Genomic DNA, 20,614 nt, shown 5'->3' with positions numbered 1-20,614 from the left:
GTTCATGCGTCTCTCTCCGATCGCCCTTGCCATTTCGCTGGCGTTGGCCACCGCCTCCAGCGTGGGATACAGCCAGAAGCCCGACGACCAGATCAACCCCCGGTCGCAGGCGCTGCTGACGCAGGGTGAAGCCGCGCGCGTGGCCGGCAATTACACGCTTGCCAATGATCTTCTGGAAAGCGCACTCGCGGTCGATCCGCGCAACCGGGCGGCGTTCGTCGCGCTCGGCAAGGTGGCGCAGGCCCAGGAACTGCCGGGCAAGGCCATCCGCTTCTACAAGGAAGCGCTGGCGCTGGAACCCAATGATCTTGCCGCGCTGACCGCGCAGGGCGAGGCCCTGGTGCAGAAGGGCGCAGTGGACCGTGCCAAGGCCAATCTCGCCCGCATCCGTACGCTGTGCAAGACGGAGTGCGCGCCGGCGACCACGCTCGCTTCGGCGATCGCCAAGGGCCCGCCGCCCGCCGTGGTGACGGCGCAGGCGGCGCCGGCGGTCGCGCCCAAGGCGCAGGAACCGCCGGTCAAGCCCTGATCGCCCGGCCGCACCGGGGGGCCTGATCGTTGATCGTTTAAGCTGTCCGCGCCGTCAGGCGCGGATGGTGCGGGCGATCGCCACGAAATCCGTTACCGACAATGTCTCGGCGCGGCGCTGCGGATCGATTCCGAGCGTTTCGAGCGCATCGAGTGCGCCCGCGACACCCTTCAGGCTTTGGCGCAGCATCTTGCGGCGCTGGCCGAAGGCGGCGGCGGTAATGCGTTCCAGGTCGGCGAAGCGAACGCCTTCGGGCTGGGCCGCCGGCACGATGTGCACGACGGCGGACATCACCTTGGGCGGCGGCACGAAGGCCGAGCGGTGGACGGTAAAGGCGAGCCGCGCAGTCGAGCGCCACTGGGCGAGCACCGCCAGCCGGCCATAAGCCGAACTGCCGGGCGCCGCGACGATGCGTTCGGCCACTTCCTTCTGAAACATCAGCGTCAGCGAGCGCCACCAGGGCGGCCAGACCTCGCTGCCGAGCCAGCCGACGAGCAGCGCGGTTCCCACATTATAAGGCAGGTTGGCGACGATATGGGCGCCTGCGCCGGCCTCTGCGGCGGCATCGACTTCCAGTGCATCGCCTGAAATCACGCGCAAGCGGCCGCCGGAAGCGGCGTTCAGTTCGTCGAGCGCGGGCAGGCAGCGGCGATCGCGTTCGACCGCGACGACATTGGCGCCGGCGCCCAACAGCGCGCGGGTCAGGCCGCCAGGGCCGGGCCCGACCTCGAACACGGTTTCGCCGGCGAGCGAACCGGGGACGCGGGCAATGCGATCGAGCAACTGGCCGTCGAACAGGAAATTCTGGCCGAGCGCCTTCGATGCGCTCAGCCCATGCTTGGCGATCACCTCCCGCAAAGGAGGCAGCGCGCTCAGGCCTTCGTTGCTCACGCCTGGCAGCGGAAGCCGGCGGCTTCGCCCGCCATGCGGATCGCGGCGATCATCGCACCCGGCTCGGCGACATTCCTGCCGGCGATTTCGAACGCGGTGCCGTGATCGGGCGCGGTGCGGACGATGGGCAGGCCGAGCGTCATGTTGACGCCTTCATCGAAATGCAGCGTCTTCAAGGGGATCAGCGCCTGATCGTGATAAAGGCAGATCGCCGCATCATAATGGGCGCGCGCGCGGGCATGGAACATGGTGTCGGCGGCCAGCGGGCCGACGATATCTATGCCTTCGCCACGCAGGATTTCGATGGCGGGGATGATGTAGTCGATCTCCTCCCGCCCCAGCGCGCCGCCTTCGCCGGCATGTGGGTTGAAACCGGCAACGGCGAGGCGCGGCTTTTCGATCCCGAAATTGCGCACGAGGCCGCGTTCGGTGGCGCGCGCCTTGGCGACGATCAGGTCGACGCTGATCAGGCCGGGAACGTCGGCCAGCGGCACATGGGTGGTGACGGGCACGGTGCGCAGCGTCGGCCCGGCCAGCATCATCACCGCATTGGAGCCCGAGATGCCGCAGCGTTCGGCGACGAATTCGGTCTGGCCGGGATAGGTGAAGCCGATGGCGTAGAGCTGCGCCTTGGATACCGGCGCGGTGACGAGCGCGCCGGCGGCGCCCGAACGGGTGAGGCCGACGGCCAGTTCGAGCGAATCGAGCGAACAGCGGGCACCCGCCATATTCGGATCGCCGGGAATGATCTCGCCCGCATCCTCCATCTGGATCAGCGGCAAGGCACCTGCAAAGACGGTCGCGGCTTCGTCGGGCGAATGGATGCGCTGCAGCGGCCCGTTCCAGACGGACGTGATCGAGCGCGCATCGCCCACCGCGAAGAAGGGCGGCAGGCAATCCCGATCCCGTGCTTCCCAGGCCTTGGCGACGATTTCTGGCCCGATCCCAGCCGGATCCCCAAGCGCGACCGCAAGCGGCGCGATGGGGGAGGCATCAGCGATAGTCGACAACCGCGTCTCGGCGAAGATCGCGCAGGTAGCGGCGGGCGCGGCGGTTGATCCGCTCCTCTTCCATCTGGGCGAGAATCTGATCGAACGACGGGCCCGACGCCGCCTGGGCATCATCGCGGCCGCACAGCACCAGTGCGCGCACGCCATCTTCCAGCGAGCCGAAGGGCTGGGTGGCCTGGCCGACCTGCAGGTTGATCATCATCTGCTGCAGCGGCGCCGGCAGATCGCGAATGCGGATCTGATCATTGTCCACCACTTCGGCGCCGATCGACTGGGCGATCTTGTCGACCGTGCCGCAGCCGGTGATGCTCTTCATCATATTGGCGAATTCTTCCACCTTCGGCGCGGCCTGGGCCTGCGTCATGCCCTTGGGGAAGCTGATCGCCACCTGCTTGAGCGCGAGCTGCGCGTCACGCGGATCGGCGGTGAGCACCTGGCGCTTGTCGACGAGCGCGATGATCGAATAGCCGCCGGGCACCGCGACCGGCTCGCTGATCTGGCCGCGTTCCAGCGTCGCAGCGGCACCGGCGAGCGATTCGGGCAGCTGTTCCGGCCGCACCCAGCCGAGATCGCCACCGACGGCGGCGGTCGATGCTTCGGAGAATTGGCGGGCATAAGCGACGAAGGACGCGCCCTGCTTGATCTGGGCGACGATTCGCTGCGCGTTCTGCAGCGTTTCACCAGCGTTTTCGGGCGTCGAGGAGAGGTAGATTTCCGCGATGTGCAGCTCGACCGCGCCCTTGGAGGCGTTGAGCCGCTGGATGACCGCGTTCACTTCCTCCTCGCCGACATTGACGAAGGGTTCGACACGGCGGCCGAGCAGGCGGCGCCATGCCAGTTCGCCCTCGATCTGGCGACGCAGCGACGTATCCGACGCGCCCTGTTCCCGCAGATAAGCAGAAAATTGTTCGGGGCTGCGCTTGAAGTTGCCGGCCACGCGATTGAACGTCTGGTCGATCTCCGCCTTGGTGATCGTGATCTCGTTGGCCTTGGCCTCCTGGATCTGCAGTGTTTCGTCGATCAGGTTGCGCAGCACCTGCAGGCGCAGCCGCTCACGCTCCTCGTCGCCGACCTTGCCGCCATTGGCCGCAACCACCAGCGCAAGCCGCTGATCGAGATCGGTATCCGTGATGATCGTGCCGTTGACGATCGCCGTCGCCTTGCGGACGGACGGATCGCTCGATCCGAAAATGGTCAGATCCTTGGGCAGGTTGAGCGCCGAGGCGGGAGCCGCGGCATCGTCTTCCACCGTCTGTGCCGGCAGGGCCGACATCGAAAGGCCCGCAAGGACGATTGTGGCCGCACCAAAACGTGCCAGCGCCCTGCGATTGTTCCTGAACTGCGCCTTCACTCTCACCCCATCGGAAAATTGGCCGCTGAACGGCGCGCTTCGGTGCACCCTTGCGGCTGAACGCAGGCTTAGCGGCCCAAATTCTTTAGCGCCACCCGCAACAGAAACGTGTTGCCGCGCTTCGCGTCGCCGGTGTCGTCATAATCGCGCCGCCACGTCACGCCAAGCTCAATGCACTCGTCGTCATACAGGAAGCCCAGGCGGTGCCGCACCGGCTGATAGCCATCGGCCAGGGCCAGCGGGTCTTCCTGATTGCCGGTCAGGTCGATCACGGTCGATCCGAACACCGACCAGTAATTGGCGAACTGGACACGGGCGCCGAGGCGCAGTTCCTCGCGATCGCGCAGGTCCTCGATCGTCCGGTCGACATCGCGGTTGAGGCGCAGATAGGCGGCCGTGACATAGGTCTTGCTGCTGCCCACCGTCGCGTCGATCTCGTTCCGGCGGATGGCGAGATTGTCCTTGTCGAGCCGGAAGCGGTGGGTGAACTGGACGAAGCTGCCATATTTGATCGTCGTGCGGCCGACGATATCCGAATAGCGGCCGGACAGGCCGGTGCCTTCGGGCAGGATCGAGGGGCGGCTGTCGAGTCGGTAGCTTTGCCCGATGATGCTGCTCAGCGAGAAACGCGGCAGATCGACCGCCCATTCGAGGCCATAGGTGGCGCGGCTGCTGTCCTCCCACCGATCATAGCCGGCGAAGCGGTTGAGCGCGAAGAGGTTGGAATCCTCAAGATCGACGGCGCGCGCGTCCTCATTGGGGACCGAGAGATTCTTGGTGCGCGGCGTTGCCACCAGTTGCAGGCGCGGCGTGATCCGCTGCGTGCCGCCCATGAATTCGCCGACGAACGGCCAGCGCATGTCCGCCGCGAGCGCCGCGATGCCGCGCGCCGTCCAGCCTTCGTCGCCACGATAGGTGGGGGTGAGCGTCGCGAGCACTTCATCGGTATGGTAGACGTCGCCACGGGCATAGGCCGTCAGGGCCAGTTCCTGCCCGAAGCTCGTATAGCGGCGGAGATCCCAGCGCGCGGCGGTGAAGGCGCGCTGCGTGTCCTGCCCGTCGGTGCGGATGATGCCGAGGCTGTTGGCCTGCAATTGCACCTTGCCGCCCAGCAGCGGATCATCGAGCCGCAGGCGATAATCGATTGCGGGCAGCGCGATCGGCTGCATGCCGCCGCGATCCTCGGTGCGCAGGCCCTGCACGGCCCAGCCCGCGATCGACAGATAGCTGTCGGCGTCGATGCGTTCGACGTTGAAGGTCGAACGCAGGCGATCGTCGCGCGAAATGTCGTAGCGGCGCAGGAAGGTCTTGTCGGTCGTCACCCGGGTCGACGCGCTCAGGCTCCATTCCGGCGTGAACTGGAAGCGGCCATTGGCTTCGAAATAGCCGCGAATGTCGCGGCTGCTTTCCGCCGGGGTGGTGCCGGGCAACAGCGTCGCCGGCTGGCGGGTGCCGTATGTCAGGAAACCGCCGACCTTATAGGCGCCGAGGGAGGTCAGTTCGCGATACTCGGCCTCCATCGCCGGCAGCACCTTGGAATAAACGTGCGGCGTCAGCGTAAGATCGCGATTGGGGGCGAGCTGGATGTAATAAGGCAGGGCCAGCTCGAACCCGTTGGTGCGGCTATATTGCACATCGGGCATCAGGAGGCCCGATCCGCCACCTTCGCTGCCGTCCGGGTGCGACAGGCCGGGCAGCCACAGCAGCGGCAGGCCGAACAAGTTGAGCCGGGCGTTATTGTACGAAATGCGGCGGCGCACGGGATCGTGGACAACCCGCACGGCAGTGATCTGCCAGGACGGCGTTTTCGGGCAGTTCGACGAATCGGTGACATTACAGGGCGTGTAGGCGGCATGTTCCAGCGTCGACACGCCATTGACCCGCGTCGCCCGATCGGCGGCGAGGCGGCCGCCATCATCGAGCACCAGCAGCATATTTTCGATCACGCCGTCCTTCAGCGTATCGGTCAGCCGCACATTTTCGCCATAAGCGGTGTCGCCGGCGGGGTTGACCACCGCGACGTCGCCTTCGGCCGTCACTTCGCCCGTCTTGCGATTCCACACCACCTTGTCGGCGCGCAGCCGGTTGCCGGCGCGCAGCATGCGGACATCGCCCGTGGCGGTAACGATTTCGGCATCCTGATCATATTCCAGCGACGTTGCGCTGAACGTGATCTCTTCGTCATTGTCGGGCACCGGCGCGCCACCGGCGGGCGGCGGGCCTTGCGGGCGATCCTGCAGATCCTGGGCGAACGCCGGTTGCGCCAGCGCAAGGGCCAGCGGCAGGGCGGTCAGGCATATCGGCTTGAACTGGATCACAATCCCCCACAGGCAGGGCCGAGACGAACGGCAGACGCCGCCTATCGCACCGCCGCCCGTCCGCTGCAACGCCCGCATACGTCGATCCGTTTCACGCGCACGCTTTGCCAGCACGGCCCGGCTCGCCTAGAGGGGAAAGAAGAGTTCAGCAGAAGGATGCGTGTTCGATGCAGGTGCGTTTTGCCTCCGCCCGGCCCGAGGGTGATTATGTCCTGGCATTGCCGGTCAATTCCGGTTCCGGCGCGGCCGACCGCGCGGGGCTGGACGGGGCGGCGCTGGCGATCGTCCGGCGCGCGGCCGCCGGCGCGCGCTTCGAAGGAGAAGCGGGCGCGGTTGCCGAGGCGGTGGTGCCGGAAGGCGACGATGTTCGCCGGCTGCTGCTGGTCGGCACCGGCACGAGGGGCGATGCGGAACGCACCGGTTGCGAGCAGGCGGGCGGCGCGCTGACGGCGCGGTTGCTGACGTCGGGCGAAACCCGCCTCGTCGTCGATTTCGGCAAGGCGCCGGTTGGCGATGCGGCGACGGCGGCGGCCCATCTGGCTTTCGGTGCGCTGCTGCGCGGCTGGCGGCACGACACTTATCGCACCAAGCTGTCGGCCAAGGCGAAGCCCAGCCTGACGGAGATCGTGCTGGTCGGCGCGGACGACGCATTCGTGGCCCGTGCCGAGGAAAGCTGGACGGCGCTGAAGGCGCTGGCCGACGGTATCGACCTCACCCGCCAGCTGGTCAGCGAACCGGCCAACATCATCTATCCCGAAAGCTTCGTCGAACGCTGCCAGGGGCTGAAGGACCTGGGCGTCGAGATCGAGGTGCTCGACGAAGCGGCGATGACCAAGCTTGGCATGGGCGCGCTGCTCGGCGTGGCGCAGGGTTCGGCGCGTCCGGCCCGGCTTCTGGTGATGAAGTGGGACGGCACCGGTGGCGCCAAGCCGCCGATCGCCTTCGTCGGCAAGGGCGTGACCTTCGATACCGGCGGCATCTCCATCAAGCCGGCGGCCGGCATGGAAGACATGAAGTGGGACATGGGCGGCGCGGCGGCGGTTGCCGGCGCGATGAAGGCGCTGGCCGGCCGCAAGGCGAAGGCGCACGTGATCGGCGTGTGCGGCCTTGTGGAAAACATGCCCGACGGCAAGGCGCAGCGCCCGGGTGATGTCGTCACCAGCATGTCCGGCCAGACGATCGAGGCGATCAACACCGATGCCGAAGGGCGGCTGGTGCTGTGCGACGCGATCACCTGGGTGCAGAAGACCCATGGCGTGAAGACCGTGATCGACCTGGCGACGCTGACGGGCGCGATGATCATTGCGCTTGGCCACGAACATGGCGGGCTGTTTTCCAACAGCGACGAACTGGCCGATCACCTGCTCGCCGCCGGCAAGGCTTCGGGCGACAAATTGTGGCGGTTCCCGCTTTCCGATGTCTATGACAAGCTGATCGACAGCCCCATTGCCGACATCAAGAATGTCGGCCCGCGCGATGCCGGGTCGATCACCGCCGCGCAGTTCCTGCAGCGTTTCGTGGAGGATGGCGTCCGCTGGGCGCATCTCGACATCGCCGGCATGGTGTGGGCCGCCAAGCCCGGCGCGCTGTGGGACAAGGGGGCGACCGGCTATGGCGTGCGCCTGCTCGACCGGCTGATCGCCGACCGCTACGAAGGCTGATCGGGGCGGATCGCGTTGCAGGTCGATTTCTACCATCTCGCCGCGAGCCCGATCGAGCGGGTGCTGCCGCGCATTGCCGAACGCGTGCTCGCGGATGGTGGCCGCCTGCTCGTCATTTGCGAGGATGACGGGCTGGCGGCGCGGCTCGACCAGCAATTATGGACCTATGCGCCGGATAGCTTCCTGCCGCATGGCCGGGCGCAGGATGGCGACGGGGCAGCACAGCCGGTGCTGATTGCCGGCGCTGTCGATCCCGCCAATGGCGCCCGCAACGTGGCGCTGGTCGACGGGCTTTGGCGCGACGAGGCCCTGGCCTTCGATCGCGCCTTCCATTTCTTCGACGATGCGACGATCGATGCCGCGCGCATGGCGTGGAAGGCGCTGGCCGGGCGCGACGGCGTCGAGCGCAATTTCTGGAAGCAGGACGAAGCGGGGCGCTGGGCCAAGGCGGCCTGAATCGGACCGGTCATCGCCGTGCGGCAGATGGCCGGCGCGGGCGTGCGGTTCGGGCGTGCGGGCGCGCCTGTCCGCTTGCTTCGGGCGGGTTCAGAGAGTAGGGAGCCGCAACTTTTCCCATCACTCGAAATATGGAGCCCGCTCGGCCATGGCGACCGAACGCACCTTCTCGATCATCAAGCCCGACGCCACGCGTCGCAACCTGACCGGCGCGATCGCCGCCAAGCTGGAAGAAGCCGGCCTGCGCATCGTCGCGTCCAAGCGCATTCACATGACGAAGGATCAGGCTGAAGGCTTTTACGGCGTCCACCGTGAACGCCCCTTCTTCAACGATCTCGTCAGCTTCATGATCTCCGGCCCGGTGGTCGTGCAGGTGCTGGAAGGCGAGAATGCCGTTGCCCGCAACCGCGAAGTGATGGGCGCCACCAACCCCGAAAATGCCGAGCCGGGCACGATCCGCAAGGAATTCGCCGAATCGATCGAGGCGAACTCGGTCCATGGTTCGGACAGCCTTGAAAATGCCGGCATCGAAATCGCCTTCTTCTTCAAGCCGGAAGAAATCGTCGGCTGATTTTCCGATGGGGATCGCGGATATTGCCATCCGCGATCCCCATCCGGCTCTGCGCGGCCAGATCTGCGTCCTGCGATCGGGCCCATGATTTCCGATCGGTTAACTCTCTTCCTCTAGCCTTGCCCTGAATGATTTCGGCGGCATCGCCGGCTGTGGGGCAAGGGATTGAAGATGCTTGAGGTTGCAGGGCGCGAACAACTGACTATCGGCGAGCGGCTGAACCAGCAGCGCCGCATGTTCCTTGTCCTGGGCGGTGTCGTCCTTGGGCTGACCGCCGCCGGCGCGGCGGCCGATCTCTACACCATCAAGCGCGGCAATGCCGTTTCGAACAGCACGCTCGGCGTGGCGTTGCTGGAGAAGGACTTCGCGTCGCTGGAGCGCGACATCTATCGCGCGGCGACCATCCCCACCAAGCAATCGATCGCCGAGGTCAACAGCAATGCCGGCGATTTCGCCGATGCGGTTGCGGCGATGCGCGGCAATGTGGCGGCGCGCGACCAGAATGTGCTCGATCGCATCGACACGTCGACCGATGCCTATGTGGCGCTGTCGTTGAAGATGGCGGACCCGGCGCAGCGCACACCGGAGGGTCTGGCCGAAATGAGCCGGCTGGGCGGCGAGATCGACGACGCGATCGAAAGCCTGCGCAACCCGTTCGTCGAGGCGATGGCCGCGAACGAATCCACCCAGTTCTGGACCAAGATGGGCATGGCACTGGCCATGATCGCGGCACTGGCCGCGCTGAGCTGGCGGCTGATGGCGCTGCTGAAGCGCACCCGCACGGCGATTGCGGACGATCTGGCCTCGGCCAGCAACGCGCTGAAGGACATTGCCGAAGGACGGTTGGACATCACGATCGGCGGCGCGGGGCGCAGCGACGAGATCGGCGATCTTGCGCGCGCGGCGGTCGAACTGCGCAATGTGAGCCGGGCCAAGCGCGACGCCGATCGCGGCATGACCGAAATGGTGGATACCGTCGGGTTCGGCCTGCGCCGCATGGCGGAGGGCGAGCTGGACGTGCGGATCGACACGCTGCCCGAAGGCTATGAAACGCTGCGCCATGATTTCAACGCGGCGGCCGAGCAATTGCGCGACGCGATTTCCGGCGTGCTGCAGAGCGCGGACAGCATCCACACCGGTGCGGGCGAGATCAGCCAGGCATCGGACGATCTTTCGCGGCGGACCGAGCAGCAGGCCGCGTCGCTGGAGGAAACCGCCGCGGCGATGGACCAGATCACCTCCGCCGTGCGCGAGACGGCGAAGGGCGCGGCCCATGCCAATCGCACGGTGGCCGAAGCGCATGACGATGCCGAGCAGGGCGGTCGCATTGTTCGCGAGGCGGTGGTCGCGATGGGCGAGATCGAGCGGTCGGCGCAGGAAATCGCGCAGATCATCGGGGTGATCGACGGCATCGCCTTCCAGACCAACTTGCTGGCGCTGAACGCCGGCGTGGAAGCGGCGCGCGCGGGCGATGCGGGCAAGGGCTTTGCCGTCGTCGCGAACGAAGTGCGCGCGCTGGCCCAGCGATCGGCCGATGCCGCCAAGGACATCAAGGGCCTGATCGGGGCAAGTTCGAAGCAGGTGGAATCGGGCGTCCAGCTTGTCGGCCAGACCGGCGAGGCACTGGATCGCATCGTCGCCAAGGTGGCGGAGATCGCGACGCTGGCCACGCAGATTTCGGCATCGGCCGAGGCACAGGCGGCCAGCATGCAGCAGGTGAACACCGCCGTCGCCGATATGGACAAGATGACGCAGCAGAACGCCGCCATGGTGGAAGAATCCACCGCTGCCGCGCGCAGCCTGGCGTCGGAGGCGGATCAACTGGCCGCGCTGGTGCAGCGCTTCAAGGTCGGCGCGGTCGCGGTGGCGACCAGGCCGAAGCCGAAGGCCAAGCGTCGCGGGGTGCCGATGATGCAGGGCAATCTCGCCATCGCCGCCGCCCACGACGACGACTGGACGGAATTCTGAAGCGGAGCGGCCGGATGAGGCGCATTAACTTGCTGCCGGTGATGGACCGGGAGGCGGTATCGCTGCTCGTGCCCGAACTGCGTGAAGCGGTGCAGGCCGACGCCGGTATCGCGCTGCTGGCGGACGGGGTGGAGCAGATCGGCCAGGCCGGCATCCAGCTTCTCCTGAGCGCCCATCGCTCGGCCATTGCGGCCGGCATCGATCTGACGATCGCCGCGCCATCGGACGCATTGAAAAACGCCTGTGCGCTTGCCGGCGTGGCCGCCAGCCTGCCGTTCGCGATGGCCGATGGAGAGGCCGCATGACCAACGAGGAAATCCAGGGGATCTTCTTCCAGGAGTGCGACGAAGGGCTGGCCAGCGCCGAAGCCGGGCTGATGGCCTGCCGCGCGGGCGAGCATGATGGCGAGACGATCAACACCGTCTTCCGCGCTGTCCATTCGATCAAGGGCGGGGCGGGGGCCTTCGGCTTCGCCGCGCTGCAATCCTTCACCCATCATTTCGAAACCGTGCTTGATCTTCTGCGTGGCGGGGAACTGGCGCTCGAAGCCGATCTGATGACCACGCTTCTGCGCGCCTTCGATGTCCTGTCCGATCATGTGGCGGCGATCCGTGGCGCCGGGTCGGCACCCGATGATGCCGAGGTTCTGGCGATGTTGCAGGCGATCGGATCGGGCGAGCGGCCCAGGCCGGCGGTGCAGGCGCCGCCCGAGCCGCTCGCGGTCGCCGAGGCCGCGCCGGGCGTGGACCTCAGCTTCGATCTCGATGCGTTGCTGGGCGGGCTGGAGGCAGGCGATCTCGACCTTGGAGAGCCGGCTGCGCTGCCGGCCACGTCGCCGTGGCGCGTGACGTTGCGCCCCGCGCGCGGCGCGCTGCACAATGGCGGGGAGCCGCTGCTGCTGCTGCGCGAACTGGTTGCGCTGGGTGGCGAGATGCAGTCGGCCGACACCTCGCAGATCCCCACGCTCGATCGCTTCGAGGCGGAGGGCGCCTATCTGGGCTGGACCCTGACTGTGCCCGGCCATGTCAACCGGGCGGCGATCGAAGAAGTGTTCGAGTTCGTCGCCGAAGATTGCGAGCTGCGGATCGAACAGGACGGGGTCGAACCGGAGGAGCCGCCAGCTCCGGCAAATGCGCTTCCGGTCGATCCGCCGCCGTCTTCGCAGCCCGAAGCGGCGACCAATGTCGTGCCGATCAAATCGGCCGTGCCGGAGCCGGTGAAGCCGGTGCAAGCTCCGGTCGCTGCGGCGACCGCGGGGCAGACCATTCGCGTCGATCTCGACAAGCTCGACCGGCTGGTCAATCTGGTCGGCGAACTCGTCATCACGCAGGCGATGCTTGCCCAGCAATTGCAGGATTGCGGCCAGTCCGCGATCCAGCAACTCACCGATCTCGATCATCTGACCCGCGAATTGCAGGACAGCGCGATGTCGATCCGCGCGCAGCCGGTGAAATCGGTGTTCAGCCGCGTCCCGCGCATCGTGCGCGAGCTTGAGGCGCAGACCGGGAAGCGGGTGCGGCTGGAACTGGAGGGCGAGGCGACCGAGCTCGACAAGACCGTGATCGAGCGGATCGGTGAGCCGCTGACCCATCTGATCCGCAACTCGGTGGATCATGGCATTGAAAGCCCGGCCGATCGCATCGCGGCGGGCAAGGATCCCGAAGGCATGGTGCGGCTGGCGGCGGAGCATCGCAGCGGCCGGATCATCATTACCGTGGAAGATGACGGCAAGGGCATCGACCGCGAACGCGTTCTGGCGCTTGCCGTGGAGCGCGGGATCGTCGCGCAGGATGCGCGGCTGACCGACGAGGAGATCGACAATCTGATCTTCGCGCCGGGCTTTTCTACCGCGAAGGCGGTGTCCAACATCTCCGGGCGCGGCGTTGGCATGGATGTCGTGCGCCAGAATGTGCAGGCGCTGGGCGGGCGGATCGCGATCGCGTCGACGCCGGGCAAGGGATCCGTCTTCACATTGGCGCTGCCGCTGACGCTGGCCATTCTGGACGGCATGATCGTGTCGGTCGGCGATCAGACCTATGTCATTCCGTTGACCCACATCATCGAAAGCCTGCGGCCGAGCCATGGCGAGGTGAAACGGATGGGGCCGGGCCAGCATGTGCTGGATGTGCGTGGCGCCTATTTGCCGGTGCTGTCGGTCGCGGATCAGTTGGGGCTTTCCGGCGCGGCGGACGATCCCACCCAGGCGGTGCTGATCGTCGTCGAGACGGAGGAGTTTGGCCAGGCCGTGCTGATGGTCGATGCCATCGTCGATCAGCGGCAGGTGGTGATCAAAAGCCTGGAGACGAATTACAAGCCGGTGCCCGGCTGCGCCGGCGCAACCATATTGGGTGATGGCCGCGTCGCGCTGATCCTCGACGTCGAAACGCTGGTGGCGTTGCAGATCACGGCGGACGAACCGCCGCTGCTGCGCCGGGCCTGAGCGCATGTTCACGGGAGAAACCGGCGGCAGCGGCGAAGGGGCGTCCGATCAATTTCCGTTCACGCGGGCGGATTTTCAGGCGATCGCGGGGCTTGTCCACAGCCATGCCGGGATCGTGCTTGCCGATGGCAAGGCGATGCTGGTCTATTCGCGGCTGACCAAATTGGTGCGGGCACGCGGGCTCGACAATTTCCGCGATTATGTCGCGCTGCTGCGCAACGACCGCGAAGAACGGGTGCAGGCGATCGAGGCGCTGACCACCAACCACACCAAATTCTTCCGCGAAAACCATCATTTCGAGCATTTCGCGGCGCATGTGCGGCCGGCGCTGGTGGAAAAGGCCGCGCGGCGCCAGCGGGTCCGCTTGTGGTCGGCCGGCTCATCGAGCGGGGAGGAGGTGCATTCGCTGATGCTCACCCTGCTCGGCACCGACATGGACGATGCGCGCGCAATCCGCAGCGGCGATGTCGTGGCGCTGGCCAGCGACCTCAACAGCCAGGTGCTCGAAATCGGGCGTCGCGGCCTTTATCCGGCGGCGGTGGCGACGGATATTCCGCCGGCGATGAAATCCGCCTGGATGCGGGCCTCGGCGGATGGTGTGCAGATGGGCGATGTGGTGCGCGGACTGATCCGCTTCCGCCAGCTCAACCTGCTCAACGAATGGCCGATCCGCGGGCAGTTCGATGTCATCTTCTGCCGCAACACGATGATCTATTTCGACGAGCCGACCAAGGAACGGCTGATCGCGCGGCTGTCTGCCCAGCTCGTTCCCGGTGGTTATCTCTATATCGGTCACAGCGAGCGGCTGGTGGGTCCGGCGGCGGACGATTTCCTGTCCGTCGGCCAGACTATCTATCGAAAGGCCGCGGCATGACGGTGCGCACGCTGATCGTCGACGATTCGCCGACGATGCGCGCCCTGCTGTCGGGGCTGCTGCGCCGCGATCCCGAGATCGAGGTGATCGGCACGGCGGACCGCGCCAGCACCGCGCGCCAGATGATCAAGGATCTCGATCCCGATGTCGTGACGCTGGATATCGAGATGCCCGAGATGAACGGGCTCGATTTCCTCGACAAGATCATGCGGCTGCGCCCGACGCCGGTGGTGATGGTTTCGACGCTGACGCAGGCCGGCGCCGATGCCACGCTCCGCGCGCTCGAACTGGGCGCGGTGGATTGTTATCCCAAGCCCGAAGGCGGCATGGCCGATCTGATGTGCATCGACGATGGCGTGCTGGCCAGCAAGGTGAAGCAGGCCGCCCGCAGCCGCCGCCGCCCGCGTCTGGAGGCGCCCGTGCCCGTCGTCCCGCCGACGGACTTCGCGTGGAACGGCCGCTATGTCGCGATCGGCGCGTCGACCGGCGGGGTCGAGGCGCTTGGTGCGCTGCTCGCGCGCTTTCCCGAAAATTGCCCGCCGACCGTGATCGTCCAGCACATGCCGGCCTTGTTCACGAGTTGCTTCGCCACGCGGCTGGACAACAGCATCGCGCCGCGCGTTGTGGAGATGCGGGACGATGATCTGCTGGAACAGGGCAGCGTCTATATCGCCCCCGGCGGCGCCCGCCATGCCATGCTGCGCGGCAGCCAGAAGCCGCATGTGCGCCTGATCGAGGCGCCGCCGGTCAACGGCCATTGCCCCGCGGTGGACGTGCTGTTCCGGTCCGCTGCACAATGCCTTGGTGATCGGGCGGTGGGCATCATCCTGACCGGCATGGGCAATGATGGCGCGCAGGGGCTGCTGGAGATGCGCCGCGCCGGCGCCTCCACGCTCGGCCAGAACGAGGCGAGTTCGCTGATCTACGGCATGCCGCGCGTCGCAGCGCAGATCGGCGCGGTGGAGGAGGAACTGCCGCTCGACCGGATCGCGCGTCGCGCGCTTGAGCATTGCAGCCGATGAACGCACCGGCCGCCACGACCCTGCACCGCCCGCCCGAACAGCGCATCAACGTGCTGCAGGGCACGAGCTTCGTGACCGACGATCCCGCCGTGGTGCTGACCACGGTGCTTGGCAGCTGCATCGCCTGCTGCCTGTACGATCCGCACGCGCGGGTGGGGGGCATGAACCATTTTCTGCTGTCGGAGCCTCGGCACGGCCGGATGCGCGATGATGGCGAGGCCGAACGCTACGGCCTCTATGCGATGGAACTGCTCGTCAACGAGATGCTGAAGAGGGGAGCCAGTCGTTCGTGGCTGCGCGCCCATCTTTATGGTGGCGCCAATCTTCACGCCGGCATGCATGCGATCGGCACGGACAATGGGCGGTTCGCGCGGGATTTCCTGATCAAGGACGGCATCGAACTCAGCCAGGCCAATATCGGCGGCAACACGCCGCGCCGTGTCGATTTCCGCGCGGCGCTCGGCCAGGTGCGCTGCAGGATCGTCCAGGCGGACGCGCGGATCGATGAAAACCGTGCACCTCAGCCCCCGCGAAGCAGCGGCGACGTAGAGCTTTTTTAACCACAATGGGGCGACGACGATGACGGTCGGCCCGGAGAAGAGAGATGTCCAAGACGATATTGGCGGTGGACGATTCCCCCAGCATGCGCATGCTGTTGCGCGCGGCGTTGACCGAGCGCGGCTATGCCGTGGCCGAGGCCGAGGACGGCGTGGCCGCGCTGGAGTGGCTGGACAGCAACGCCCCGCATCTGGTGATCACCGACATCAACATGCCCCGCATGGATGGCTTCGGCCTGATCGAGGAACTGCGCACCCGCCCGCGCTTCCGCGACATGCCGATCCTGGTGCTCACCACCGAAAGTTCGGACGAGAAGAAGGCGCGCGCGCGCCAGGCCGGGGCGACGGGTTGGATCGTCAAGCCATTCGACCCGGAAAAGCTCGCTTCCGCCATCCGCCGCGTTTCCCACTGACCGACAGCCAAGGAGCAAGGCCCATGTCGCGCCAGCTCATCACCTTCCAGATCGGCGAGCAATATCTGGGCGTCGATATCATGGCGATCCGCGAGATCCGCGCCTGGACGCCGACGACCATCCTGCCGCACGCCGCGCCTTATGTGCGCGGTGTCGTCAACCTGCGCGGCACCGTGCTGCCGGTGCTCGATCTGTCCGCCCGGCTGGGCTGGGGGCTTGCCGAGCCGACCGCACGCCATGTCATCATCGTCGTCCAGATCGCCGATCAGTTGCAGGGGCTGATCGTCGACGCGGTGAACGACATCGTTTCGATCGACGAGGCGGAACTGCAGCCCGCACCCGCGCTGGGCAACGAAACGGCCGGCGCCTTTCTCGACGGGCTGGTGCCCGTGGAAGGCCGCATGGTGATGGTGCTCAATCTGGATCGTTTGTCCGGCGAGGCGGCCGAGCCGGTTGCCGACGCCGCCTGAATTTGATTTCAAGTCCCAAGGAATAAAAGAAAATGTCGCAAGTCCGTGTGCTGGTTGTCGACGATTCGGTAACGATGCGCGCCCTGTTCAGCGGCGTGCTGGAAAAGGCCGATGGTATCGAAGTGGTGGGCCATGCAGGCGATGCCAATGAAGCGCGGGACCAGATTGCCGCGCTGAAGCCCGACGTCATGACGCTGGACGTCGAGATGCCGGGCATGAGCGGGCTGGAGTTTCTGGAAGAGGTGATGCGCGACCGGCCGATGCCGGTGGTGATGCTGTCGACGCTGACCCAGAAGGGCGCGTCGGCCTCGCTCCGCGCGCTCGAACTGGGCGCCGTCGAATGCTTTCCCAAGCCGACGCAGGCGACGATGGAGGAGTTCACCCGGCTTGCGCCCAAGCTGACCGCGCTGGTGCGGGCCGCCGCATCCGGCAAGGTGCCGTCCGGCGAACGGCGCAAATATGCGCGCGCGGCCGAGGAGCAGTTCGACTGGAACGGTCGGATCGTCGCGATCACCGCCGGCACCGGCGGCGTCGATGCGCTGTTGCAGATCCTGCCCGAATTCCCCGCCAACTGCCCGCCCACGCTGATCCTGATGCAGCTCGATCCCGATTTCGTGGAGCCGCTGGTGGCGCGGCTCGACGATGCGACCAAGGCGAAGGTGCAACTGGCGCAGGATGGCCTGTCGCTTACCCAGGGCAATATTTATGTCGCGGCCGATCCGCGCTTCCATGTCGTGGTCGATCGCTGGCCGGATGCGTCGATGCGGATGATCGCGTCCGATCCCGTCGCTGGAAGCCGGCCGTCGGCCAGCCTGCTGTTCGCCACGCTGGCCAAGACCGCCAAGGCCGATGCCGTGGGCGTGATGCTGACCGGCATGGGCAATGACGGTGCAGCCGGGCTGAAGGCATTGCGCGCGGCGGGTGGCATGACGATCGCGCAGGATCCGGCGAGCGCGATGGTGCGCGAAGCGCCGGCTGCCGCCGTGGCTGCCGGCGCGGCCATTCAGACGGTGGTGCTGGACGATATCGGTGGCGTTCTGCTGGGCGAATGCCGCCGCGCCCAGGCGGCCGCCTGACATGGCGAACAGCGACGAAAGCCGCATCCTCGGGCTGCTGGCCGACGAACTGGATGCGGCACGCGCCACGCTCGAACGGCTCGGCGTTGCATTGTGCGGCAACCCGGCGGTGGCGGGGCAGCATATCCACGAGCTTCAGGCGCTTGATGATATCGGCCAGCGGCAGGCGGCGATCGCGGCGATTCTGCGGGCGCCCGATATCGGTGTGGCGGCGGCTGGCGCCACGCTGGAGAGCATCTGCCGCCGCCTTGGCACGGCCTGACGCGTGGTTGTTAATTCGGCTTAACCGACCTTTATGACTCTGCCGCAGAAATCCGGCATCATTTCCTCCTGTTTTCCAGAGTTTTCCGGTTCACCTTATGTCCCTCCCACTTCAGGATGGCGGCAGAACCCATGCGGACGTTGGCCCGACGCTTGGCGTAATGCTCGACGACGGCGAGGCTTTGCCCGCTGATCGCCGAGGTTTCGCCGGTGCTGCACCCGGCCTCCAGCAGCGAGTTGACGGCGTTCTTCCGTAGGCCGTGGGGGACGATGCGATAACTGCGCTCTGCCGCAAACGCCTGTAGCCAGTTGCGCACGGTGGAGACGTGGAAGGGCTTTCCTGCCGCGCTCGCCATGATCGTCAGCCCGGTGCGCGGCGTCGTGGCAAGGATGGCCGCGAGTGACGCATGGACGGGGACGCTCATCATCCGCCCGGTCTTTTGCTGGGTGAATTCGAAACGCCCATCGCGGATATCGCTCCAGCGCATCAGGCACACATCACCGATCCGCTGCGCCGTGAAATAGAGCATGGCAGTCGCGAGGCGAACCCTGTCGTCATCGGACGCCAGCGCTTCATCTAGCAGCGCCTCGGGCCATGGATCATGCTCGCCCACGTCGAATGTGTCGATCTCGGCTGCCGGATCTATGGTGACGTGCCCGCGATCCCGGCCCCATTTGTAGAGCGCGCGGAGCACGGCCAACACGACATTCGCAGTCGCCGGCTTGCCCGCCAGGCTGTCGAGCAAGAGTACGGTGTCGCGGCGCTCAACGGCATTGGCCGGGGCGCCTCGGAAGGCATCGTCGATCTTGCGAAGTTGAATGTCATAGAGTTTCTTGGATGCCGGCTTCATGGCCCCATAGGTCGCGCCGCGCTGATAGAGGTCGATCATCCGCGAGAGGGTGATTTCGGTCCTGATGTTCGCGCGCTGGGTGACGTGCGCCATGAGCGACGCATAGACCGCGCCGAAGTTGCGCTCCTTCGGGTCCGGCAGCCGCTTGTAGACGGGCTTCCCGGCCTCGTTCAGCGTGCCGGTGTCGAAATAGTAATAGTCGCGCCCCTTCGCGCGGACCCGCTTGACGCGAGGATGGCTCTTACCGCGCATAGATCGGGGCATTGGCGCGCCAGTCCTTCGGTGCATCACCTTCCGCGCGCGCGATCCATGCGTCGATCTGCTCCCGACTCCAGCGATCGCGGTCGCCGAAGCGGACGGGCATAGGGATCACGCCGCTTGCGATGGCGCGCTCGAACTCGGCTATGCTCATGTCGCAATATTGGGCGGCGGTGTCCCGCTTCATCATGCGCGGCCAGTTCGGAAGCGCGGTTTTGGCCATCATTTCCTCTCCGCCATTTTGCGCAGGGCCTCCAGCGCGTCGGCAATGCGCGCGGCCTGCCGGGGCACGAACGTCTGCACGGCCTTGGGCTTGGCCGCGCCGGCCTTCCAGCGAGCGACGTCTTCATTGAGTTCGCGTGCCTTGTCGATCGCCACACCGATATCGTTGCCGAGGGCCTGCGCCTCCCAGCCTTTGGCGCGCAGCGTATCGGACGGCTGCCAGTAATAGGCCCAGGCGCCGCTGCGCAGTTGCTTGGCGCGCATGTTGCGCACCTTGAAGGGGTTGGATGGATTGGCGCTTTTGCGGGCCATGGCGGGGGCTTCCGTGGCGGTGGGCTGTGGAGGGTGAGTCCACCGCCCGGGAGTGTCAAGGTTCAGGCGACCATGCGTTCATGCGCGCCGCGTTCGATGCAGGCGGCCGACAGGACATGGTGGCGGGCTTTTTCGAGCTCGATCAGCTGAACGCGCTGGTCGCGTGCTGCATTGGCGGCCTGGCCGCAAAGCCGGGCCTGTTCACGATGCCAGGCGATGATGGCCTTGCGCTCGATGGTGGCGGCTGCCTGAGCATGCTTAGCCGGGGCCTCGGCTTCGCTGGCCACGGCGAGACACGCGGCCTTGAATTGCCTTACCCCTTCGGCCTGATCTGCGAATGGAACCCCGCCCTTGGTGACGATGAGTTCCGGCAGCTTCCGATCTTCCGGCGCGGTCATGGGCGGGGTTCCTTGGGATCAATACGTGGGCGCCGGTCAAATTGAGCGTCGATACTCTGAACGATTTCGTAGTCGCCCAACACCGACCCGTCGCGATGAAGGTGGTAGCCATCGTCTCGAAAATTCAGATGGCTGATGTAGAAATAATCTTCCACACCCTTCCCGAGCTTCTGCTCACGCATCACCTGCTTGAACATGAAATGGTGTTTGTTGCGGCGGCCGATGAAGTGGAACACCTTCAAAATATCGCCGACCATAATCTCGCGGCCGTGCTTGTCATAAAGTGCGGAGCGGGTTGCCGAGGCCATCTTCGCGCCCATCACTTCGCCCCTCCCGCGTTGAGGGCGGCCATCGCGTCCCGCGAGCGAACCACAAGGGCGTCCGCATCCGCCCAAGCATCCTCATTCAGATACTCGCAATCGTCGTCCACATTGACTTTCGTGTGCCACGCCAGCCAACCGAGCAGCGCCTCGCGCAGCGCGTCCTCCCGGCTCTGGATGGTCGAGAGTGCGGCGCGGGCCGCTGACCTTGCTTCATCTTCATGGATGAAGGTTTCGAACGTAGCATTGCGCGTGGCGGCTCCCATAATAGATCGCGCCACCGACTCCACCTGATCCTCGCTCGCCTCGCGCGAGGGGGTGGGAGGGGAGAGAATGTCGCCTTCCGGGTGATCGCGCAGAACCTCAAGCGCGATATCGGGATAAT

At 66.3% G+C, this 20,614-nt stretch carries 24 protein-coding genes; 14 read left to right on the top strand and 10 right to left on the bottom strand.

Annotated features, from left to right (window positions below; all coding sequences use genetic code 11):
- The first annotated feature begins 4 nt into the window (after positions 1-4).
- The gene (locus CHB74_RS05155) at positions 5-529 is read left to right on the top strand and encodes a tetratricopeptide repeat protein (RefSeq protein WP_089218562.1); all 525 of its coding nucleotides are present in this window, start codon (positions 5-7) and stop codon (positions 527-529) included.
- A gap of 54 nt (positions 530-583) precedes the next feature.
- Here CHB74_RS05155 and rsmA read toward each other — a convergent pair whose 3' ends face one another.
- The 4 genes from rsmA to CHB74_RS05135 all read right to left on the bottom strand — a co-directional run bounded on the left by rsmA (position 584) and on the right by CHB74_RS05135 (position 6,099).
- Entirely contained in the window at positions 584-1,420 is an 837-nt protein-coding gene (gene rsmA, locus CHB74_RS05150; RefSeq protein WP_089218561.1) for a 16S rRNA (adenine(1518)-N(6)/adenine(1519)-N(6))-dimethyltransferase RsmA, read from the bottom strand.
- A complete protein-coding gene (gene pdxA / locus CHB74_RS05145) occupies positions 1,417-2,430 on the bottom strand; it encodes a 4-hydroxythreonine-4-phosphate dehydrogenase PdxA (RefSeq protein ID WP_179220728.1) in 1,014 nt (337 codons plus the stop codon). The genes rsmA and pdxA overlap by 4 nt, the downstream gene beginning before the upstream one ends.
- Positions 2,414-3,703 (bottom strand): peptidylprolyl isomerase, encoded by a 1,290-nt coding sequence (locus tag CHB74_RS05140; protein ID WP_144033728.1) that lies wholly within the window; start codon positions 3,701-3,703, stop codon positions 2,414-2,416. The genes pdxA and CHB74_RS05140 overlap by 17 nt, the downstream gene beginning before the upstream one ends.
- Before the next feature lie 146 nt (positions 3,704-3,849).
- Positions 3,850-6,099 carry an LPS-assembly protein LptD gene (locus CHB74_RS05135; RefSeq protein ID WP_245842645.1) on the bottom strand — a complete coding sequence of 750 codons (2,250 nt, stop codon included), beginning with the start codon at positions 6,097-6,099 and terminating at the stop codon, positions 3,850-3,852.
- 167 nt (positions 6,100-6,266) lie between these two features.
- Here CHB74_RS05135 and CHB74_RS05130 point away from each other — a divergent pair, with 167 nt between their 5' ends.
- From CHB74_RS05130 to CHB74_RS05070, 13 genes are all read left to right on the top strand, one after another.
- Complete coding sequence (locus CHB74_RS05130; RefSeq protein ID WP_089218557.1) at positions 6,267-7,760, top strand: leucyl aminopeptidase; 1,494 nt, start codon at positions 6,267-6,269, stop codon at positions 7,758-7,760.
- A gap of 15 nt (positions 7,761-7,775) precedes the next feature.
- A complete protein-coding gene (locus CHB74_RS05125) occupies positions 7,776-8,216 on the top strand; it encodes a DNA polymerase III subunit chi (RefSeq protein WP_089218556.1) in 441 nt (146 codons plus the stop codon).
- Positions 8,217-8,364: 148 nt separating this feature from the next.
- Positions 8,365-8,787 (top strand): nucleoside-diphosphate kinase, encoded by a 423-nt coding sequence (gene ndk / locus CHB74_RS05120; RefSeq protein ID WP_089218555.1) that lies wholly within the window; start codon positions 8,365-8,367, stop codon positions 8,785-8,787.
- Positions 8,788-8,958: 171 nt separating this feature from the next.
- Positions 8,959-10,755, top strand: coding sequence for a methyl-accepting chemotaxis protein (locus CHB74_RS05115; protein ID WP_245842643.1), 1,797 nt, complete (start codon positions 8,959-8,961; stop codon positions 10,753-10,755).
- Positions 10,756-10,769: 14 nt separating this feature from the next.
- Positions 10,770-11,060 (top strand): STAS domain-containing protein, encoded by a 291-nt coding sequence (locus CHB74_RS05110; RefSeq protein ID WP_144033727.1) that lies wholly within the window; start codon positions 10,770-10,772, stop codon positions 11,058-11,060.
- Positions 11,057-13,195, top strand: a complete 2,139-nt coding sequence (locus CHB74_RS05105) for a chemotaxis protein CheA (protein ID WP_089218553.1) — start codon at positions 11,057-11,059, stop codon at positions 13,193-13,195. The genes CHB74_RS05110 and CHB74_RS05105 overlap by 4 nt, the downstream gene beginning before the upstream one ends.
- Positions 13,196-13,199: 4 nt before the next feature.
- Entirely contained in the window at positions 13,200-14,069 is an 870-nt protein-coding gene (locus CHB74_RS05100) for a CheR family methyltransferase (RefSeq protein WP_089218552.1), read from the top strand.
- Positions 14,066-15,091 (top strand): protein-glutamate methylesterase/protein-glutamine glutaminase, encoded by a 1,026-nt coding sequence (locus tag CHB74_RS05095; protein WP_089218551.1) that lies wholly within the window; start codon positions 14,066-14,068, stop codon positions 15,089-15,091. The genes CHB74_RS05100 and CHB74_RS05095 overlap by 4 nt, the downstream gene beginning before the upstream one ends.
- Complete coding sequence (locus CHB74_RS05090) at positions 15,088-15,651, top strand: chemotaxis protein CheD (protein WP_089218550.1); 564 nt, start codon at positions 15,088-15,090, stop codon at positions 15,649-15,651. Before CHB74_RS05095 ends, CHB74_RS05090 begins: the two co-directional genes overlap by 4 nt.
- Before the next feature lie 44 nt (positions 15,652-15,695).
- Complete coding sequence (locus CHB74_RS05085; protein WP_089218549.1) at positions 15,696-16,061, top strand: response regulator; 366 nt, start codon at positions 15,696-15,698, stop codon at positions 16,059-16,061.
- Between the two features lie 23 nt (positions 16,062-16,084).
- Entirely contained in the window at positions 16,085-16,531 is a 447-nt protein-coding gene (locus CHB74_RS05080) for a chemotaxis protein CheW (protein ID WP_089218548.1), read from the top strand.
- A gap of 32 nt (positions 16,532-16,563) precedes the next feature.
- Positions 16,564-17,607: a chemotaxis-specific protein-glutamate methyltransferase CheB gene (gene cheB / locus CHB74_RS05075; RefSeq protein ID WP_089218547.1), complete on the top strand. Its 1,044-nt coding sequence runs from the start codon at positions 16,564-16,566 to the stop codon at positions 17,605-17,607.
- A gap of 1 nt (position 17,608) precedes the next feature.
- Positions 17,609-17,869 carry a hypothetical protein gene (locus tag CHB74_RS05070; RefSeq protein ID WP_089218546.1) on the top strand — a complete coding sequence of 87 codons (261 nt, stop codon included), beginning with the start codon at positions 17,609-17,611 and terminating at the stop codon, positions 17,867-17,869.
- A gap of 58 nt (positions 17,870-17,927) precedes the next feature.
- Here CHB74_RS05070 and CHB74_RS05065 read toward each other — a convergent pair whose 3' ends face one another.
- The 6 genes from CHB74_RS05065 to CHB74_RS21920 form a co-directional block, all read right to left on the bottom strand.
- Positions 17,928-18,971: a tyrosine-type recombinase/integrase gene (locus CHB74_RS05065; protein ID WP_179220727.1), complete on the bottom strand. Its 1,044-nt coding sequence runs from the start codon at positions 18,969-18,971 to the stop codon at positions 17,928-17,930.
- Positions 18,961-19,200, bottom strand: coding sequence for a helix-turn-helix transcriptional regulator (locus CHB74_RS05060; protein ID WP_089218544.1), 240 nt, complete (start codon positions 19,198-19,200; stop codon positions 18,961-18,963). The genes CHB74_RS05065 and CHB74_RS05060 overlap by 11 nt, the downstream gene beginning before the upstream one ends.
- Positions 19,200-19,511 carry a hypothetical protein gene (locus tag CHB74_RS05055; RefSeq protein WP_089218543.1) on the bottom strand — a complete coding sequence of 104 codons (312 nt, stop codon included), beginning with the start codon at positions 19,509-19,511 and terminating at the stop codon, positions 19,200-19,202. The genes CHB74_RS05060 and CHB74_RS05055 overlap by 1 nt, the downstream gene beginning before the upstream one ends.
- A 62-nt stretch (positions 19,512-19,573) precedes the next feature.
- A complete protein-coding gene (locus tag CHB74_RS05050) occupies positions 19,574-19,909 on the bottom strand; it encodes a hypothetical protein (RefSeq protein ID WP_089218542.1) in 336 nt (111 codons plus the stop codon).
- Positions 19,906-20,229, bottom strand: a complete 324-nt coding sequence (locus CHB74_RS05045) for a hypothetical protein (RefSeq protein ID WP_089218541.1) — start codon at positions 20,227-20,229, stop codon at positions 19,906-19,908. The genes CHB74_RS05050 and CHB74_RS05045 overlap by 4 nt, the downstream gene beginning before the upstream one ends.
- The coding region (locus CHB74_RS21920; protein WP_179220726.1) for a hypothetical protein at positions 20,229-20,614 on the bottom strand (386 nt) is incomplete at its 5' end. The genes CHB74_RS05045 and CHB74_RS21920, both read right to left, overlap by 1 nt.

It is taken from the genome of Edaphosphingomonas laterariae, assembly GCF_900188165.1.
GTDB lineage: Bacteria > Pseudomonadota > Alphaproteobacteria > Sphingomonadales > Sphingomonadaceae > Sphingomonas_E > Sphingomonas_E laterariae.
The sequence above is the reverse complement of the archived record's forward strand: the minus strand, read 5'-3'. Positions and strand labels throughout refer to the sequence as shown.

Excerpts from the sequence above, each read along its gene's own strand:
- CHB74_RS05045 (WP_089218541.1), bottom strand. The coding sequence starts at position 20,229 with ATGGGCGCGAAGATGGCCTCGGCAACCCGCTCCGCACTTTATGACAAG.
- ndk (WP_089218555.1), top strand. The coding sequence starts at position 8,365 with ATGGCGACCGAACGCACCTTCTCGATCATCAAGCCCGACGCCACGCGT.
- CHB74_RS05130 (WP_089218557.1), top strand. The coding sequence starts at position 6,267 with ATGCAGGTGCGTTTTGCCTCCGCCCGGCCCGAGGGTGATTATGTCCTG.
- CHB74_RS05065 (WP_179220727.1), bottom strand. The coding sequence starts at position 18,971 with ATGCGCGGTAAGAGCCATCCTCGCGTCAAGCGGGTCCGCGCGAAGGGG.
- cheB (WP_089218547.1), top strand. The coding sequence starts at position 16,564 with ATGTCGCAAGTCCGTGTGCTGGTTGTCGACGATTCGGTAACGATGCGC.
- CHB74_RS05110 (WP_144033727.1), top strand. The coding sequence starts at position 10,770 with ATGAGGCGCATTAACTTGCTGCCGGTGATGGACCGGGAGGCGGTATCG.
- CHB74_RS05090 (WP_089218550.1), top strand. The coding sequence starts at position 15,088 with ATGAACGCACCGGCCGCCACGACCCTGCACCGCCCGCCCGAACAGCGC.
- CHB74_RS05140 (WP_144033728.1), bottom strand. The coding sequence starts at position 3,703 with ATGTCGGCCCTGCCGGCACAGACGGTGGAAGACGATGCCGCGGCTCCC.
- CHB74_RS05070 (WP_089218546.1), top strand. The coding sequence starts at position 17,609 with ATGGCGAACAGCGACGAAAGCCGCATCCTCGGGCTGCTGGCCGACGAA.
- CHB74_RS05085 (WP_089218549.1), top strand. The coding sequence starts at position 15,696 with ATGTCCAAGACGATATTGGCGGTGGACGATTCCCCCAGCATGCGCATG.
- CHB74_RS05105 (WP_089218553.1), top strand. The coding sequence starts at position 11,057 with ATGACCAACGAGGAAATCCAGGGGATCTTCTTCCAGGAGTGCGACGAA.
- CHB74_RS05095 (WP_089218551.1), top strand. The coding sequence starts at position 14,066 with ATGACGGTGCGCACGCTGATCGTCGACGATTCGCCGACGATGCGCGCC.
- CHB74_RS05055 (WP_089218543.1), bottom strand. The coding sequence starts at position 19,511 with ATGGCCCGCAAAAGCGCCAATCCATCCAACCCCTTCAAGGTGCGCAAC.
- CHB74_RS05050 (WP_089218542.1), bottom strand. The coding sequence starts at position 19,909 with ATGACCGCGCCGGAAGATCGGAAGCTGCCGGAACTCATCGTCACCAAG.
- CHB74_RS05115 (WP_245842643.1), top strand. The coding sequence starts at position 8,959 with ATGCTTGAGGTTGCAGGGCGCGAACAACTGACTATCGGCGAGCGGCTG.
- CHB74_RS05060 (WP_089218544.1), bottom strand. The coding sequence starts at position 19,200 with ATGGCCAAAACCGCGCTTCCGAACTGGCCGCGCATGATGAAGCGGGAC.
- CHB74_RS05080 (WP_089218548.1), top strand. The coding sequence starts at position 16,085 with ATGTCGCGCCAGCTCATCACCTTCCAGATCGGCGAGCAATATCTGGGC.
- CHB74_RS05100 (WP_089218552.1), top strand. The coding sequence starts at position 13,200 with ATGTTCACGGGAGAAACCGGCGGCAGCGGCGAAGGGGCGTCCGATCAA.
- CHB74_RS05155 (WP_089218562.1), top strand. The coding sequence starts at position 5 with ATGCGTCTCTCTCCGATCGCCCTTGCCATTTCGCTGGCGTTGGCCACC.